The 15,998-nt window shown below is 37.3% G+C and carries 14 protein-coding genes; 7 read left to right on the top strand and 7 right to left on the bottom strand.

The features are described from left to right. Window positions 1-111: 111 nt before the first annotated feature. The 3 genes from V7164_RS18805 (at window position 112) to V7164_RS18795 (ending at window position 4,659) form a co-directional block, all read left to right on the top strand. Window positions 112-2,220 (top strand): helix-turn-helix domain-containing protein, encoded by a 2,109-nt coding sequence (locus V7164_RS18805; protein WP_335354886.1) that lies wholly within the window; start codon window positions 112-114, stop codon window positions 2,218-2,220. A 230-nt stretch (window positions 2,221-2,450) separates the two neighbouring features. After that, on the top strand, window positions 2,451-3,686 hold the full coding sequence (locus V7164_RS18800; protein ID WP_335354885.1) for a CynX/NimT family MFS transporter: 1,236 nt from the start codon (window positions 2,451-2,453) through the stop codon (window positions 3,684-3,686). A 79-nt stretch (window positions 3,687-3,765) separates the two neighbouring features. After that, entirely contained in the window at window positions 3,766-4,659 is an 894-nt protein-coding gene (locus V7164_RS18795) for an NAD-dependent epimerase/dehydratase family protein (RefSeq protein WP_335354884.1), read from the top strand. A gap of 62 nt (window positions 4,660-4,721) precedes the next feature. Here the strand turns inward: V7164_RS18795 and V7164_RS18790 are convergent, their stop codons facing one another. Together V7164_RS18790 and hemG are read right to left on the bottom strand one after the other, a co-directional pair. Further along, the gene (locus V7164_RS18790; protein WP_335354883.1) at window positions 4,722-5,588 is read right to left on the bottom strand and encodes an AraC family transcriptional regulator; all 867 of its coding nucleotides are present in this window, start codon (window positions 5,586-5,588) and stop codon (window positions 4,722-4,724) included. Between the two features lie 175 nt (window positions 5,589-5,763). Beyond that, window positions 5,764-7,152 carry a protoporphyrinogen oxidase gene (gene hemG / locus V7164_RS18785; RefSeq protein WP_335354882.1) on the bottom strand — a complete coding sequence of 463 codons (1,389 nt, stop codon included), beginning with the start codon at window positions 7,150-7,152 and terminating at the stop codon, window positions 5,764-5,766. A 161-nt stretch (window positions 7,153-7,313) separates the two neighbouring features. Between hemG and V7164_RS18780 the strand changes: the two genes are divergently transcribed. After that, entirely contained in the window at window positions 7,314-7,694 is a 381-nt protein-coding gene (locus tag V7164_RS18780) for a DoxX family protein (protein WP_335354881.1), read from the top strand. Window positions 7,695-7,799: 105 nt separating this feature from the next. Here V7164_RS18780 and V7164_RS18775 read toward each other — a convergent pair whose 3' ends face one another. Both V7164_RS18775 and V7164_RS18770 read right to left on the bottom strand, forming a co-directional pair. Further along, window positions 7,800-9,032 (bottom strand): ATP-binding protein, encoded by a 1,233-nt coding sequence (locus tag V7164_RS18775; protein ID WP_335354880.1) that lies wholly within the window; start codon window positions 9,030-9,032, stop codon window positions 7,800-7,802. A 140-nt stretch (window positions 9,033-9,172) separates the two neighbouring features. Further along, window positions 9,173-10,198: a hypothetical protein gene (locus V7164_RS18770; RefSeq protein WP_335354879.1), complete on the bottom strand. Its 1,026-nt coding sequence runs from the start codon at window positions 10,196-10,198 to the stop codon at window positions 9,173-9,175. Between the two features lie 269 nt (window positions 10,199-10,467). Between V7164_RS18770 and V7164_RS18765 the strand changes: the two genes are divergently transcribed. Next, a complete protein-coding gene (locus V7164_RS18765; protein WP_335354878.1) occupies window positions 10,468-11,559 on the top strand; it encodes an ABC transporter ATP-binding protein in 1,092 nt (363 codons plus the stop codon). 76 nt (window positions 11,560-11,635) lie between these two features. On the opposite strand, the gene nagA is transcribed toward V7164_RS18765, so the two are convergent. The 3 genes from nagA to V7164_RS18750 are packed head-to-tail and all read right to left on the bottom strand — an operon-like array spanning window position 11,636 to window position 13,988. Continuing rightward, on the bottom strand, window positions 11,636-12,841 hold the full coding sequence (gene nagA / locus V7164_RS18760) for an N-acetylglucosamine-6-phosphate deacetylase (RefSeq protein WP_335354877.1): 1,206 nt from the start codon (window positions 12,839-12,841) through the stop codon (window positions 11,636-11,638). Window positions 12,842-12,872: 31 nt separating this feature from the next. After that, complete coding sequence (locus tag V7164_RS18755; RefSeq protein WP_335354876.1) at window positions 12,873-13,757, bottom strand: ROK family protein; 885 nt, start codon at window positions 13,755-13,757, stop codon at window positions 12,873-12,875. Beyond that, window positions 13,758-13,988: a hypothetical protein gene (locus tag V7164_RS18750; protein ID WP_335354875.1), complete on the bottom strand. Its 231-nt coding sequence runs from the start codon at window positions 13,986-13,988 to the stop codon at window positions 13,758-13,760. A 234-nt stretch (window positions 13,989-14,222) separates the two neighbouring features. On the opposite strand from V7164_RS18750, the gene V7164_RS18745 reads away from it, so the two are divergent. Together V7164_RS18745 and V7164_RS18740 are read left to right on the top strand one after the other, a co-directional pair. Then, on the top strand, window positions 14,223-14,981 hold the full coding sequence (locus V7164_RS18745; RefSeq protein ID WP_335354874.1) for an AAA family ATPase: 759 nt from the start codon (window positions 14,223-14,225) through the stop codon (window positions 14,979-14,981). 96 nt (window positions 14,982-15,077) lie between these two features. Beyond that, on the top strand, window positions 15,078-15,380 hold the full coding sequence (locus V7164_RS18740; RefSeq protein ID WP_335354873.1) for a DUF5634 family protein: 303 nt from the start codon (window positions 15,078-15,080) through the stop codon (window positions 15,378-15,380). The last annotated feature ends 618 nt before the right edge of the window (window positions 15,381-15,998 follow it).

Genomic DNA, 15,998 nt, shown 5'->3' with positions numbered 1-15,998 from the left:
AGTTGTTTTTCTATATGGAATATAATAAAATATCTGAAAATTAATTCAATGTTCATTTGTACAATGTTAAGGTCTAATTATTGTATAATAGTCCATAAGGAGTGATTTTATTTGATAAAACAACAGCTATTTACTTTACTTCAAAATAAATTTAATCATATTTCTTTCAAACTATATTATTTCAAAAAAACAAACCAAAGGGCCCAACTCCTATATTCTCATGGTGATATGACAGATATTGATATTCCCTTATTAGCATATCACTCAGTAAAAAAGTACCACGTTCAGCCGAGTACTAATCATATCCTTTACACATTTTTCTACTCAGAAAATGATCAGGTCCATTTTCAACTTTCTAATTCCGCCATCCACTTGTCTAGATTTGAGCTTGATGAACTTTATATCCTTTTTTCTGTAGTTGGTCTAGAAAATAAAATATGCGCAAAAGAGATTGAGCTAACAAGTATGATAGAGAGCACCCTTTCAATCACTGCCTCCCTAAAGCTTGACGAGGTTCTTGATAAGATTGTTAATCAAGCCCTGAGCGTCATTCCTGCTGCAGATGCTGGCTATGTACAATTAGCCAATGATCGAACAAAGGATTTAACGGTAAAATCAGCAATTGGATTTAATAATAAGCTGCAAGCAATCAGAGTAAAATTCGGGGAATCCATTACAGGAAGAGTATATCGCGATGGAAATCCTGTAATCTATTACTCAAAATCCGAAATCTACGAAGGAATGGAAACTCTTTCGAAGAGGAACTTCACTAATATTCAAAACGCTAGTGATCATTCTAAATTAAGATCCCTCATTTCAGTCCCTCTAAAATTAGATAACGAGCCAATAGGTGTCATGACTGTTCATCAATACGAAGCGGAAGGAAAATTGACAGAGGACGATCTTCGATTATTAGAGGGCTTCGGGGCGCAAGCAGCAATTGCCATTCAAAACGCAAGACTTTATCAGGAAAAAAATGCTCAATTAGAAGAAATCACAGAATTAACAAAACGCTTAGAGGAAAAAAATAGACTCCTATTAAGGAGAGCAGAGATTCATGAAAACTTAACTCGTCTCTCCTTGCAAAATAAAAGTGTAGAGTACATCATCAGGGAATTAAATCGAATGATGGGCAGTGAGGTTTTCTTTTTTGATAATTTAGACTCCGAGCTTTTTCCGAAAATAACAATTCATTATCCATATTTAAGCAATGACGAGTTTGCTGAAATCCTCAGGTCTAAGACAAAACCATTTTATATAGATATTAATGATGAGAAGGAAATGAAATATTATGTATATCCGATATTAACGGACCGCGTTTCCCTAGGCTGTTTTATTATCCCGTTTCTAAAACCGATTTCATCCCAAGACAAAATGACCATTGAACAAGCAAGCTCTGTTCTGGCACTAGAGCTAACAAAGCAAAAAACCCAGGCAGAGGTTTATTATAAAAAAACAAAAGAAGTCTTCAATGACCTGCTGAACAATAAAGATCCAGTCATTTTGGAGGAAATTGGGGAGGCATTAGGTTTAAATACTAATTCATACTTCTCCGTACTTTTGCTGGAAATTGTTTCATACACAGACCTGCAAATATTAGAGGCAGTTATTCATCGTCTCATTTCTAGAATAAAACGGAGAATCCCTGAAAAAGGAACACTCGTATATGGATTTCATAATAAAGTCACGATTCTCTTTTCCACAAATCACCCAAGTGAACTTGATGAATTGGCATCGATGTTCGATTCCTTATTATTGAAATGGGGAAACCAAGAAAACATCCCTCTTTACGCCGGTCTTAGTTCCTCTTATAAGGGAATGCACGCCATTTCGAAATGCTATGACGAGGCAAAAAAATCACTTGCTTATTTAATCACCCGGCATAAAACAGGAGTCATGAATTACAAAAAGATGGGGATCAATCGACTATTTCTCGCACAGCCTTCCCCGGAAATTGAGCAATTTGCCAATGATATTTTGGCTCCATTGCGATCGGAAAGAGCACAAAGCAATGATTTAGAAAAAACACTTTTCACCTATATAAGACTGAACAAATCGATAATCGAAACGTCTGAAAGGCTGCATGTTCATAAAAACACACTCTATCATCGCATAAAAAGGATTGAGGAACTGCTCCAGCTTGATTTCAATGATCCAGATGACTATTTACAAATATTATTAGCCTGCCATCTGCATGAGAATTTTTCTAATAACGAATAGGCTGCAGTTATTCTGTTCTCAAACATTCGATAATCATATGAGTGCCTGTCCATTGCCCTATTGCAAATGATTTCAGGACAGGTACTTTTTTACATTCCTCTCTGTACAAAATTCTGAATATTCATTATAATAATGCGAATATGAAAGATTCTCCTTCTGATTTTTCAACAATTGAATAGAAACACCATGAAGAATCTATTTTGTTCTGAATACTGGGGGAATTAATATCCATGCAAAATATTCAAATAAGAAATAAAAATACGTTGCTGATGATTGGTATTATTTTCGTTGCATTTACTCTAAGACCTGCGATTACCTCGATTGGCCCTTTAACAGGGCACATCCGGGATGAAACAGGAATTTCTAATGGGATAGCAGGACTGCTAACTACCTTGCCGCTCATTGCCTTCGGACTGATTTCGCCTTTTGTACCCAAAATCGCAAGAAGGCTTGGAAATGAAATGAGTGTTATGATTGGATTATGTATTTTAGGTTCAGGAATTATGATTCGCTCTGCCGGCACACTTTCTCTCCTGTTTTCTGGAACAATCTTGATTGGCTTAGGAATTGCCGTTTGCAATGTACTGTTACCTGGAATTGTTAAACAATCCTTTCCAAGAAAAGTCGGGCTTTTAACAGGTATTTATACTCTCTCAATGGGAGTTTTTGCTGGTTTAGCACCCGGTCTTAGCATCCCGCTTGCCGATTCGCTTGGCTTAGGCTGGAGAATATCCCTTGGAATATGGGCACTAATCATTTTAATCGCTATCGGCTTTTGGCTGCCTCAACTTAAAGTGAAAGATATAACCTTCGATAGACCTAAACAAAAACAAACCGGCTCGCGCATTTGGTTTTCATCTATAGCATGGCAGGTAACCCTCTTTATGGGATTGCAATCAATGGTTTATTTCAGTATAACCGCCTGGCTTCCAGAAATTCTGCATACTCAAGGATTTAATATTGCTATTGCAGGCTGGATGCTTACTATATTCCAATTTTCTGGGTTGCCTGCAAACATCATTATTCCTATTCTTGCTGATTGGCTTCCAAACCAAAAAAGTATTGCCTTAGGCATTGGCCTCCTATGCTTAACTGGTTTATTCGGATTAATGTTTGTCACGAATAAAGCCCTTATTATCTGTTGTATTATTATGCTTGGAATATCCCTTGGAGCAGCTATTAGCCACGGTCTAACTCTTATTGGGCTGCGGGCGGCAAATGCAAAGCAAGCCTCTGATCTTTCTGGGATGGCGCAATCCGTTGGGTATTTATTAGCAGCACTTGGACCATTTATGATTGGTTTCATATTTGATTTCTTTCATACTTGGACGATCCCGTTAATTCTGCTTGTTATCATTACGGTTATTTACACGATAGCTGGAATTGGAGCCGGACGAAATTTATATGTTTTACAGGAAAAAATAAACACACACGAGCATAAGAAAGCTCCTTCCACCATTGCTTAAAATTGAACTATCATAAATGCAGGAATTTTCCATTATATCTAGTATTTATTATTATCCATAATAGAAAAGAGGAAGCTACTTGAATAGAAGAGTTCTAGTATTAGGAGGAACCCAGTTTTTCGGAAAGAAATTAGTTATGAAGCTATTGCAGAATGGCGATAAGGTTACAGTTGCCACAAGAGGAATAACACCGGACCCATTTGGAGATCAGGTGGAAAGATTAAAATTGGATAGGCGAAATAAAGAGTCGATTGACTATGCACTTGCGGGTCGTCAATGGGATATTGTCTATGACCAAACATGCCAATCCCCGCTGGAGGTACAATATATATTGGAAGCCTTAACAGGAAAAGTGAGAAGATACATTTTCACATCTACTCAGGCAGTCTATGATTTTGGGATTAATCATAGGGAAGAGAATTTTAATCCATACGAGTTTCTTTATGAGCTACGGCCGAGAGAAGAATATAGTGGATATTCCGGCTATCAAGAAGCAAAGCGTTCAGCAGAGGCTCTATTATTCTCTCAGAATGAAATCGAGGTCTCAGCTGTCCGTTTTCCAATCGTTATCGGCAAGGACGACTTTACAAACAGATTAAAGTTCCATATAGATAAAATCATTAAAGATGAAGAAATCGGCCTTTCCAATCCTGAAGCCAGATATAGTTTTATCTTATCTGATGATGCTGCCCAATTTTTATATGATATAGGTGCATCCTCTTTCACTGGCTCTATCAATCCTGGCTGTAAAAAGGATATTTCACTTAAGGAACTGCTAGGAAAAATCGAGTCGCAATTAAATCTAAAGGCAAAAATTACGGATAAACTAACAAAGGAAAATGCCTCTCCTTATTCTTTTGAAGGCTCTTGGTCTATTAATACAAGAAAGGCAGAAGAGCTTGGATTCACCTTTGCTGATTTAGATGGAGTGTTAGAGGATTTAATCAATTATTATTCTATTAGTCATGCATAAAATACTTAAAAATAAGAGCAGGAGCTTTTCATAAATGTGAATAGCTTCCTGCTCTTATGCCCCTATTTTACTGGAATCCAGATTTCCGAATAATAATCAGAACTAGATGCGTCATCATCAGGATATACTTCTAATTGTGGTACATTTTCTGCATGCTCATAGCCGCTTGTAGGGAACCACTCCGAGTAGATTTTCTTCCATGTCTTCTGCATCGCCTCAGGCATCGGTCCATGTACTTCAAATACAACCCATTTGGCAGCTGGAATATCCAATGTTAAAAATCCTTCAGGTGCACTTCCATCGTGTTCGGCTGCCACCCAATAATCAATTGCCCCAGATGGCCCATCTCCTTTATTATCAGCACACACACCTAGCACACCTTTGATTTGCCCATTGTTCAGACGTGCTACCTTTTCACATGTTCCATCATTAAGAACCTCATCCCACAGTTTAGGAATGCCTATCAAATTTTCCCCATTGACAATGGAAAACTCCCTCTTAATGCCAACCACCTGAAAACCATCTCTTTCTAATACATTATACTTCATCGGTTCTGCTCCTTTCAGAATTACCTGTATGATCAGGCGTTCATAGAATTTCAGCTTTCCCATATATTTTCGCGCTTCAGTTGGTGAAACACCATGCTGTCGGCGAAATGCCTTTGTGAAAGCCTCGGGAGTGTCATAGCCATATTTATAGGCTAGATCAATAATTTTGCAGTTTGTTCTAGATAGCTCCTGTGCAGCTAAAGTTAGTCGCCTTCGCCTTAGATATTCACCAACAGATATATCTGTTAAGACCGTAAAGGTTCGCTGAAAATGAAATGCCGAGGCATTTGCTTGTTTAGCTATCTCTTCAATTGTTATATCCTCATGCAAATGATCCTCCATATAGTCTATCGCCTTTTGTATAGATTCAATCCAAGCCATTGTCTCACTCCCTTGATTTCATATTAGCAAAAGCAGGAAATGGAATCCTGTCAATTTGTGCTTTGTTCGGACAGAGCATTAATTCCTTTACATAAATACTTTTTCAAATAGAAAGATCGTCTTTGTATGTCAAAAAAGAACAGCTGCCAAGGCTGTTCTTATTAAAAAACCCATCTTATTGAAGTTTACAAATAATTTTCTCTGCTATATTTGCCCCATTTTCAATGCAATCTGGAATACCCACACCGTAATAAGAACAGCCTGCAAGCATGATTCCTGGATAGAATGCTGACAGTTTTTCCTCTAAATTTTCTACTGTATGCGGGTGGCTGATTAAATAATTCGGCATACTGTCTGTCCATTTTGTAATCTCGCAACTGACAGGCTCAGCTGTGATCCCTAAGCTTTTGTGAATATCCGAAAGAGCTGTCTGCAGAAGTTGGTCTTTGTTCATTTCTGATAAAGATGAGAATGAATGAATACTGCTTTTATAAAAAAGTCTGACGAGCAAATTTTTCGTTTGAGATGTGTGCTCCCACTTCCGGCTAGTCCATGTACAGGCATTACATAGTACATCATGACTTTCCGAAGTAATAAACCCTGTTCCATCTTCAGGAAGAATACTGTCTGGAACATCAAAGCCAACATACATGCTAATGAGAGAGCTATTTCTAAATTGGGAAAAGCTCTTTTCCAGCTCTGAATCATTAAATAACTTCCCAGCCTCATTACTAGGTATACTAAGAACAACATAATCTGCTTCAATTATTTCTTGATTATGCAATATGACTTGATATCGCTCGCCGCTTTTCTCTATTTTATTTATCTTTGTGTTTTTTAATATTTCAGCATCACCGAGTTTTTCCTCGTAAGCATCAATAAGCTTCCCTAAGCCGCTTTTAAAGGAAAAAAACTTCTTTCCTCCGCCACTTTGAAATTTTTCCTTATTAGCTTCAAACCCTTTTATAATGCTGCCGTATTCCTTTTTGTAATCCAAAACATATGGAAGAGTTGAGCCGATTGTGAGGTCGCTTAATTTTCCTGAATATACACCTGATAGTACAGGTGCTATTTGTTTTTCAACTAATTCCTTCCCTAGGAAATATTCTAGGAAATCACCAATGGAATCATTTTTTGTAAATGTATCGTTTTTTGTATATAAATCCTTCAGTGCTTCTACTTTTCCATCAGCAGACACAAGCGTAGTCTTTGCTAAGGACTCAACACTTGTCGGAATTCCAAACACTGCATCAGCAGGAATCTGCTTAAGTTCATTCTCGGTATAAATAAATGACCGTCCGGAGGCATTATAGACAACTTCATCTTCTAATCCAAGTTCTTTAATAAATGTCATCGTATTGACTTTACGGGAGACAATCGAGTCAGCTCCCGCCTCCATAATAAAGCCACGATCTTTAACCGTGCGAATTTTCCCTCCGAGCTCTGGAGAAGCCTCTGCAAGAATAAGCCTAACATCAGATTGATTGGCTTTTTTCCATTTATGTAACTCATATATGGCAGATAATCCAGTGATTCCCCCGCCAATGACTAATACTGTTTTCAATTTTGACACCCCTGTTTTTAAACCTGATTATAAAAAGTGTACCATACTTAGTCCTCCAAACCCTACGGTTCATCTTCCAACAATTTTGTGACTAAAAGGGGTCTTTTGATTTTCTGAGACTGTTTGTCCTTTAAACTGCATACAGTTGTATAAAGGAGGGGTTGGCCATTAAAACATCCATTTCAACGGACCAATTAATTCGATATGCTGTGGCCTACGTATTCATCATCGCTGGAATAATAAAATTTATAAATCCTGAGATGGGGACTTATTTTGCAAACTTAGGACTGCCTTATCCGATTTCAGTGATGTATATCGTTGCCATAGTGGAATTAATCTGCGGGGTCTTAATTTTATTAAATAGAAGTGCAGCAAATGCAACATTGCCCTTAATTGGCATCATGATTGTCGCTATTATTTTAACTAAGATTCCAACCTTGCATACTGGATTTTTTCAATTTGCAGCCAATGCTCGGTTAGACATTGTGATGCTCATTTTGCTGTTTATTTTATATAGTAGTCAGCCAACTAAAAGGGTTTAAACCTTAAAGCCTGTGCAGGGGAATAGTAAAATCCATGCACTGGCTTTTAATATAGGAGAAGAAAGTTTGGAATAAAATCCTTACACTAAACTCTCCTTCGACTGCTTATTGTTCAATCGGTATAATCACTTCTACCTTAGTTCCCTTGTTCATTTCACTTTCGATCTTTAATTGACCTTGATGATCTTCTACTATTTTTTTGGTCACGATCAGCCCTAAACCGGTACCATCAATTTTTGTTGTATAAAATGGGGCGAATAGATTTTCCATATCAGATTGATTAATTCCACACCCTTGATCAATAAAGCAAATAGACAATGTCTTGCTTGCCTGAAATGAAGAAATAACCTTTAGCTGACCACCATTATGCATAGAATCAATACCATTTTTAATAAGATTAATAAATGCTTGCTTTAACTGATTCTCATCACAAACAACTAAAGGAATATTCTCGTCAAACTCTAATGTAAGCGCTATCCCTTTTTGGCGGGCCAGCTGCTGATTTATAGATATTACATAGGAAAGAGTTTCATTTATATTTTTCAATTGAAAGTGAGGAGATCGCGGTTTGCCAAGCACCAATAAATCATTAACAATCGAATTAATTCTGTCTATTTCTTGATCCATAATGGAAAAATACTGTTGGTCATCTTCGTACTTTTCACTTTGCAGCTGAGTAAAGCCTTTTAATGAAGCTAAGGGATTTCTTATTTCATGTCCAATTGAGGCTGCCATTTGGCCAATAAATGCGAGCTTTTCCTTATGCCGCATTTCCTCGTGCATGGAAGTCAATGCACGAATATAGGATAAAAAGCGTTTCAGGAATATGTAGGCGATAACAGATAAAGTACTAATAATGGCCATCGGAGTGACAACAGTAGCCGATTTAATGAAAATTCCCACTATTAAATATCTGCATAACGATACGCCTACCACCATCCAATAAAAACGTTGATTAATAAATATCGGAGAAAATAAAAGCAAGATTAGCTCAGCCGCATTTCCGCTTCTATACTCGCCAGGGTCCCCCAAAAACATGATAATATCACTTAATGCCGTGATTCCCAAATAAACGAGAATATATAAGTACTTAATGATATGAAGCCTATTTCTTTTCATCAGCAGATACGAAACAGGGATTAAGCTAATAAAGATTACATAATTCCAATAGCTTAATGGGCCGATTAGCCCAGGTTCGGTGTTCGAAATAAACTTTGGATAAAGATAATAATAAAAAATATCATACAAAGCTAAGGTGATATAAAAGGATAGTAAATAGGCAGAAAGTGCCCGCTTTTCCTCATTTTGCAGTAAATAATCTACTTTCACTTTGTTCATCTGAGTTCCTCACAATAAATAATAATACTTATTATACCTCTTTTCGCTAAAAATCGACAATCTCCTCCCCGTCTGCTTAACAGACTAAAAGAAGCATGAATCATTTGGGCTTTTACCCGTTCGAATTCATGCTTTTTGTATTAGTCTTTAATTTTATTAAAAAATTCACGGGCTTTTGATGCTACCTCTTCTGGGACTTTGTATGTAAGTGGTTCTTGGTGGAGGGCCTGATAGAAATTTATGTCGCTCGTGTCCATCATGCCAATAGTGAAACGCGGTATAAGACGGACATGAATAGCTTGCTTTAAATCCTCATTTAACGAAATATTTAACGCCAAGTTAAAGCTTGCAAATCCTTGTTCTATCAGCGTTTGGAAGATTGCCTTCAATCCAACTGCGAAATCTGTCCAATCCTGATCATTGAGATCATTTATTGAATATTTTTCGGGAAATATAGCGACAAAATCATTTTGACCTTTCGGAGCGTAGGCATGCATCCAAGCTACATTTCCTTTTTCTCCGATCCATCTTTCTCTAATTGCCTTTTCCGTTTCATAAAGATTGGTAAATACATCCTTATTGCCTTCGTAGTCTTTTGTTTTTTCCTCGAGCTGAGCTTGATAGTTTGTCGGTGAATCTGATGCACAAACCTGAATATGAGGGTGAAGAACACTCCCACCAGAGTTGGGCAAATAATTCCAATTGATAGATGCATAGCCTGCTTCAGGATCAGACTCCATTATTCTATTTAAATAATCCTGTGCAGCCAGAAATGCGTTCGTAATTAACTCTGTTGTAAATTCTTCTAGGCGAACATAATGCTGTCCGGAGAAAATAACAACCCCGTTATGCTTACTATAAGGAAACAGATTCGGAAAGCCTACCGCTTCTCCTTTAATAATTCGCCCATTTTGAGTAATTTCTTTCGGAAAGAGCGGGGTCATTTTCAATAAGTTTTCGTGGCAAAAGGGACATCTAGCCCCCCCATTTTGCTTAGCAATTTCTGTGTAGTCTGGCGGTGTAAATACTAATCCAGAATCATAAATAAGACGAGATGATTCCCCGGTGATCGGATCAAAACGGATCTCAGTCCTCCGCTCAATCAGATTTCCCTTGCTATCATAAAACTTAAACCATTCTTCTTTATTCTGAAATGCTATTGCCATGATTCCTCCCCCTTTTTGCTAAATTAGCATGAATGGATTATATTAAAATGCAAGAACCTTCTGAAAAATATCCTCACACGCCATCGAGTATTACTGAATATTAAGAAGGTTATTGTGATGATGGGTTGTTTACCTAGGCACTTTTCCCATGATTATACCATATTTCGCGTTGATGACTATTTATTCATAGTTGTCGCACATTTTCCATAATCGGATCTAAATGTAAATGTTACAATAGACATGAATCTATACAAAAAGGGGCTTAAAAAATGGCTGAATTAAAACTCGAGCATATTTTCAAAGTCTATAATAAGAAATTTACTGCTGTTAAGGACTTTAGTCTTGATATTTATGATAAGGAATTTATCGTTTTCGTTGGGCCTTCAGGGTGCGGAAAATCAACTACTTTGCGTATGATTGCTGGACTTGAGGAGATTACACACGGGAGTTTCTATATAGATGGAAAAAGGGTTAATGACGTCCCTCCAAAAGATCGAGACATGGCTATGGTTTTTCAGCACTATGCTTTATACTCCCATTTGAGCGTCTATGAAAATATGGCATTTGGATTAAAGCGCCGGAAATATTCAAAAGTTGAAATCGACCGGCGTGTAAATGAGGCAGCCCATATTCTTGGTATTCAAGCCTATTTAGATCGAAAGCCAAACGTTCTATCTGGAGGACAATGTCAGCGTGTTGCATTAGGGAGGGCTATTGTTCGTGATGCCAAGGTATTTCTTATGGACGAGCCACTTTCTAATCTCGATGCAAAGCTGCGTGTTCAAATGCGTTCAGAGATTATCAAACTGCACGAGCGATTACAAACGACGACCATTTATGTGACTCATGACCAGACAGAAGCCATGACGATGGCAACTAGAATTGTTGTTATGCAGGATGGAGTCATTCAACAGGTCGGAACTCCTATGGAGGTTTATAATCATCCTGAAAATATTTTCGTTGGAGGATTTATTGGGTCTCCTGCAATGAATTTTATTAATGGTGTTCTTGAAGAGAGCGGATTTAGAGCAGGAAGTACTATCCTTTCTTTACCTGAGGGAAAAATGAAACTCCTTTGTGAAAGAGGCTATTTAGGTAAAAATATCATCCTTGGGGTTCGTCCTGAAAATATTCATCATGTTTCTACCTCCATAGAAAATGGATCCGTTATTTTGACTCAAGTTGAGGGTTCCGAGCTAACTGGTGCTGAATTAATGATTAATGCGAGTTTAGAGGGTCAAGGTTTTGTCGCACGTCTTGATTCAGACGCTAATATTAAACGCGGAGAAAGAATTAGGCTTGCTTTTGATATGAATAAGGTCCAATTTTTTGATGATGAAACGGAAAAGAGGATTGGATAAATGTAAAAAGGCTATCTGGTAAGGTAGGAAACCTTAAAAGATGGCCTCTCGTTTAATTTAATCCTGATTATGATTTTCAAGGAGATGCGCCTTTGCTATATGCAATTGTGCCATGGCAAAGTGTCATATACACATCATAATTCTCATCTAAAATGACTAAATCAGCATCCTTCCCAACAGCAAGGCCGCCTTTTTTATCAAAGGCATTAAATTGTATTGCAGGATTAGCTGATCCCATTCGGATGACATCCTCTAGTGTGCAGCCCGTATAGGACATCATATTTTTTATCGCTTGTCCTAGTTTCAATATACTACCAGCCAAGGTGCCATTGCTTAATACAGCTTTTCCATCCTGTACAGTAACTTCTTGACCGCCTAAATCGTAGCTTCCATTTTTTAAACATTTGGCTCTCATAGAATCTGTGATTAAGATAATCCGGTCAGAGCCTATCATTTTATGGGCTAGTTTCACAATCTCAGGTTTAACATGTATTCCATCCGCAATTAACTCTACTCTTAATTCCTTTCTTAAAAATACCGCACCTACGACACCTGGCTCGCGATGATGCAATCCACTCATCTGATTAAAAAGGTGCGTGGCATGAGTTGCTCCGGCCTCAATTGCCCCAATAACCACTTCATATGTAGCATCTGAGTGGCCAATTGAAGCAATGACGCCTGCTTCTTTCAAGTGACCGATAAGCTCTATTCCTCCATCAATTTCAGGGGCCAAAGTAACTAGTTTAATATGATTTTTCGCTAGCTCTTGCCATTTTTTAAATATTTCTACATTAGGTTCAATAATATATTGAACGGGCTGAGCACCCGACATTTTTTTATTAATAAAAGGGCCTTCAAGATGAACGCCAAGTACTTCAGCTTGATTCCTATTATTCTGGTTTTCTATATATTCTCCCGCGTTGATTAATGCATTTGCAATTGCTTCCTCTGACTGGGTTATAGTTGTGGCAATAAAGCTAGTTGTTCCTTCCTTTGGAAGTGCAGCTGCCATCGTATCAAGGGCTTCCTTCGTTCCGTCCATGAAATCTGCCCCGTCTACTCCGTGAATATGAACATCAATCAGCCCCGGTATCACTGTATAATTTTTAGGTGTAATTAGTTCTTGAAAGCCATAGACATTAACACTTTTTAAATCTGCCATTTCGCCAATTTCAGCTATCTTTCCAGCTTCTAATTTGATAAATCCATTGTTGATTATTCCTGTCTGGGAATAAATATTAATATTCTTCAACAATAATTTTTCACGACCTAGGTTGTTCACTTCATCACACCCTTGTTAGGTTCCTGACTTTTCAATTTTCGCTTTTCAGGTGCAATGAAGCAGCACCATATATCCCAGCTTTATTTCCAAGAGATGCTTTTATAATTGATACATCTGAATAATTTTCCATGATTAATTCTTTTACTTTCATCGAAATCTTCTTAATGAGGTGTTCCTGTTCCATTACCCCGCCGCCAATAATAATAGCAGGGGGATCAAATATATGAATAAGGGAGGTTAGGCCTAGAGCAACTTCAAAGGTCCAATCTTGTATAACTTTTGCTAGTTTTGGATCTTTTTGATTTTCCTCAGCAAAAATAATTCTTCCATTTAGGTAATCTTTATTTATTTTTTTTGCTTTTTTGACTAATGCAGAAGTCGATGCGTAAGTTTCATAGCATCCTAAACGACCGCATCCGCATTTATGACCTTGTGGATGCGTAATCATATGGCCAAATTCAGCGGCTATCCCCTTATTCCCTTTATATAACTTAGATTCTAGAACAATTGCCCCGCCAATTCCGGTACCATAAGTTAGACAAAGAAAATCATTTAAGCCCTTACCTACACCAAAGTACTTTTCACCTAGGGCAGCTGCATTCACATCGTTTTCTACTAAAACGGGGATACTAAATTCCTTCTCTAAAATATCCTTTACGTTTACTCCCGACAGATCTGGAATGTTTTCACTAGAATATATATAACCTTCTTCACTATTTACTAGACCTGCCGTACTAATCCCGATTGCATCAAATTCATGGAATTCTGAGATTAGATTAATTAGTTTTTCAACTAAGTTTCCTTCACTATTCCTAACTTTAGTTTCGTATTCTTTCATCACTTCAAAATGCCCATGCTTATTACATAAACCTATTTTTATTGAAGTGCCCCCAATGTCAATTGCTAATATTTTCATTTATTCAACCTCGCTTTCACCTGGCAAAATGATTATTCTATCAGCCGCAAAATCAAGATAGTCTTTTAACCGGGATAAATTGTTTTCAATTAGAGAAGTACCATGCCCTTCCGGAGTCTCCCCTGTGGCAAAGCCCAGTTTCATTTTTGGAGTCTTTCGAACTTTTTCAATAATGAATTTTGACGCTTCTTTGCTCATCTCTTCATAATTCTTCACTTTAATGATTTTCATGTTTCATCTCCATTCTTTTAAAGGCAATACTCTAATATACATGACCCAGATGCCCGTTTTGATCACATACCCCCGTCTTAATAGAAGTACCCCCAATGTCTAAAGCTAAAATTTTCATTTCATTTATCCTTTTTTTATGTTTGATTTCTTTTATTACATTTTACTATCCTTTAAAGGAATAATTTCCAATTGTTTGTTAAAATAAAACAAATTCAAATCATAGGAGAATTAGGCATGGAGCATTTTATAGAAAATGATTATTTAAGAGGGATTAAACTTAAACGTGATCATATCCCTTCCTTTAACAAATTCCCATTTAATTTACCTAGCATTCAAACGCTGGATGAGCTATCCTTTCATCCGAATGTAACTTATTTTGTGGGTGATAATGGCATGGGGAAATCAACTTTATTGGAAGCGATTGCGGTTGCGGCTGGATTTAATCCGGAAGGCGGTTCATTTAATTTCAATTTTGCTACTTATGATTCCCATTCGGAATTAGACAATTATATTAGGTTGGTGAAGGGAGTTATAAAACCTAGTGATGGATTCTTTCTTCGAGCAGAAACCTTCTATAATGTAGCGTCTAATATTGAGGAAATGGATAGGGAATTCGGGACAAGCCCGAAAGTTATCGATTCTTTCGGAGGCGTGTCACTTCATAAACAGTCACATGGGGAATCTTTTTGGGCAACTTTCATGAATCGGTTTGGGGGAAACGGCCTTTACATTATGGATGAACCAGAAGCAGCGTTATCTCCCCTGCGACAATTATCCATGCTGGCAAGAATTCACGAATTAGTCCGTCAAAATTCCCAATTCATTATTGCCACTCATTCACCCATCATCATGTCTTATCCGAATGCTGCCATTATCGAATTTACAGAGGATGGCGCAAAAGAAACTCAGCTTGAAGAAACGGGACATTACCGAATGATGAAACAATTTTTTGAGAACCGAGAAAGAATCCTTCATCATTTACTGAACGACTAAAAATACAACTACGGAAGAATTTCATTCCTTTTATTAATGAAAAGATCTAAAGAATGCCATATTAAGTATAGGATTAATTGGAAGGAGCAAATTTCTATGGAATTTTTACCACGAGAACAAATCATTAATGAATTACAGCAGCCGTTTCAATCCTATATCGAAAAATATGGTATTGATGATATTGGTATTTTTGAGGAACATGGTGAAGGTGATCGGTACTACCTAGGATATACTGTGAATAAAGAGGGGAAAACGTTCCATATTCATAGCCCTTATCTTAAAAATGATCAAGGTGAATTAGCACAAGAAAATGATGAGTGGACACTTGAATCTGATAATCCTAGTTTGAAGGATCATCGTGGTTATGATGACTTAGAAAGTGTGTTTCGTGATATCTAATTGAAGTAGTTTCTCCAAAAACGCATAGCTAATAATGAAATCCATGCGTTTTTTTTTACTTGTTCTGTTCAGTTCAGGCACCCGTTCTCAAAAGTTTTAACTTTTTGCGGACACTGAGGACATTATTTTCATAATAACGCTATTTTGGAGGTGTGGTCGGACACTGAGTACGTTAATTAATAAAAATCACGTAAAAATGAAGCATTTTAGCAAAATAACGGAACGTATGTCCGTTTAATCCAAGAATTACCCTAGTAGACGTAATTATGGCATTAGTATATTACCAACTTAAGCCCTTCATTGGCGTAAGAGAATAAAGTATAAAACGAAAAAATCGGTAATGGAGAACCAAAACTCCTTGCTGGTTTTTTTATTTTTTTAAGGGGCCTCTTAAAACCATTAGTAATAATCACCAGCTGGATTTGGCAATACTAGCTTAGTGAATGAGTAACTTGGGCTTTATGTATATCTCTAACGTTTAAATAGAAACAGGCTAAGGGGAGGAACCATTTTGGAGCACGCTTGGCTTTCATTATTACCATTTATCATTGTCATTTCCATGTCTATATGGTTAAAAGACATTCTGCCGGGACTTGTTGTTGGGCTTCTGGTTGGAGC

This window comes from Bacillus sp. JJ1474 (assembly GCF_036965225.1).
GTDB lineage: Bacteria > Bacillota > Bacilli > Bacillales > Cytobacillaceae > Cytobacillus.
Note: the sequence above shows the minus strand (reverse complement) of the source record. Positions and strands in the feature narration are given on the sequence as shown.